We start from the raw sequence: 1498 nt of genomic DNA, 5'->3' as shown, positions 1-1498 counted from the left end.
GGTTTTCAACAGGGTTTGACCGGGTCATTTTTGATACGGCACCCACCGGCCACACCCTGCGACTGCTTTCTCTGCCCAGGGCATGGACGGGTTTTGTGGAGGACAATACGACAGGGTCATCCTGCCTTGGCCCCCTGGCGGCGCTGGAAAAACAGACAGCACTGTATGCCCGGGCCGTGGAGATTCTGGCTGATGAAAGCCAGACCCGATTGGTGTTAGTCACCCGCCCTGATGGCGCGGCCCTGAAAGAAGCTGCACGCACCAGTGGCGAGTTGCTGGAGCTGGGTATTACTAATCAGCATCTGGTGGTGAACGGCGTATTCACAGCGACGGATGCTAATGATCCGGTTGCCATTGCCCTGGAGAGTCGTGGCAGAAATGCGTTGAGTGATATGCCAGGGCAGTTGCGCCACCTGCCGGTTTCGACCATTGCCATGTCGGCCAATCCCCCTATCGGTATTGAAGGGCTGAAAACGTTTTTTGATCACAACCCTGGTAAAGTTGCAGCGGAACAGGAACGATCAGACACAACACCGGAAAGTGCTGATCTGAACCAGTTTATTGATGGTCTGGCAGCCAGTGGCCGTGGCATTGTGATGACTCTGGGTAAAGGCGGGGTTGGCAAAACCTCCATCGCCGTTATGATTGCCCGAAAACTGGCTGAACAGGGCTTACCGGTTACGCTCACGACAACGGACCCGGCTGCTCATGTACACGATGCTGTCGGTCAGGTGACGGATAACCTGGTGGTTGAGCGTATCAATCCTGTTGAAGAGATTGAACGCTATCGAACAGAGGTGTTGGCTGACGCAACTCATCTTGACGACGATGGACGTGCGCTGCTGGAAGAGGACTTGAGATCCCCCTGTATTGAGGAGATAGCGGTCTTTCAGGCATTTGCCAGTACCGTGTTTAAGGCCGATAACCGTATTACCGTCATTGTACCGCTCCTACCGGGCATACGATCTTACTGCTGGATGCCGCCCAGAGCTACCACCGGGAGGTATTGAAGCGTGGCGATGCTCACTCAGAAGAAGTGACCGGGCTGCTGCCACGATTGCGGGATCCGGAGTTTGCCAGGCTGTTGATTTGTACCTTGCCGGAAGCGACACCGGTTCATGAGGCCGCCGAACTCCAGGAAGATCTGGCCAGGGCCGGCATCAAACCAGCGGGATGGGTAGTGAATCAGTCACTGACACCGCTGGAGGTAACCGATCCACTGCTGGTATCCCGTCGGGGCAGGGAGGCAGAATATCTTAATGAGATTACCTCCAGCCACAGTGACGTTATGTACCTTCTTCCCTGGCAGGAAGGTGGGTTGAATTAATTAATCGTTCTAAAACTGGAGCCATGGCAAAGCCAGCCTGGCTCCAGTCTTGCCTAAGCTCATTTGAAATGATTTCAATTCTCCCATCAGTATTCCAGGATGTTTCAAGGCAGTTCACTAGCCCGGATATTTCATAAACTTGCTCCCGCTCTCGCTTGTCCTTTGCCGCTC

The 1498-nt window shown here is 54.3% G+C and carries 3 protein-coding genes; 2 read left to right on the top strand and 1 reads right to left on the bottom strand.

The window, feature by feature from the left end; genetic code table 11:
• Positions 1-1010 (top strand): ArsA-related P-loop ATPase (locus KDK14_RS04305; RefSeq protein ID WP_306671460.1); only part of this gene is annotated, 1010 nt, incomplete at its 5' end.
• Complete coding sequence (locus tag KDK14_RS04300; RefSeq protein ID WP_257263786.1) at positions 1007-1327, top strand: ArsA-related P-loop ATPase; 321 nt, start codon at positions 1007-1009, stop codon at positions 1325-1327. The genes KDK14_RS04305 and KDK14_RS04300, both read left to right, overlap by 4 nt.
• Here the strand turns inward: KDK14_RS04300 and KDK14_RS04295 are convergent.
• Positions 1287-1498: hypothetical protein (locus KDK14_RS04295; RefSeq protein ID WP_257263785.1), on the bottom strand; the 212-nt coding region annotated here is incomplete at its 5' end. The two genes, KDK14_RS04300 and KDK14_RS04295, sit on opposite strands and share 41 nt — an antisense overlap.

It is taken from the genome of Endozoicomonas sp. ONNA2 (assembly GCF_024606365.1).
Classification (GTDB): Bacteria; Pseudomonadota; Gammaproteobacteria; order Pseudomonadales; family Endozoicomonadaceae; genus Endozoicomonas.
This window is presented reverse-complemented; position numbering and strand designations above follow the sequence as displayed.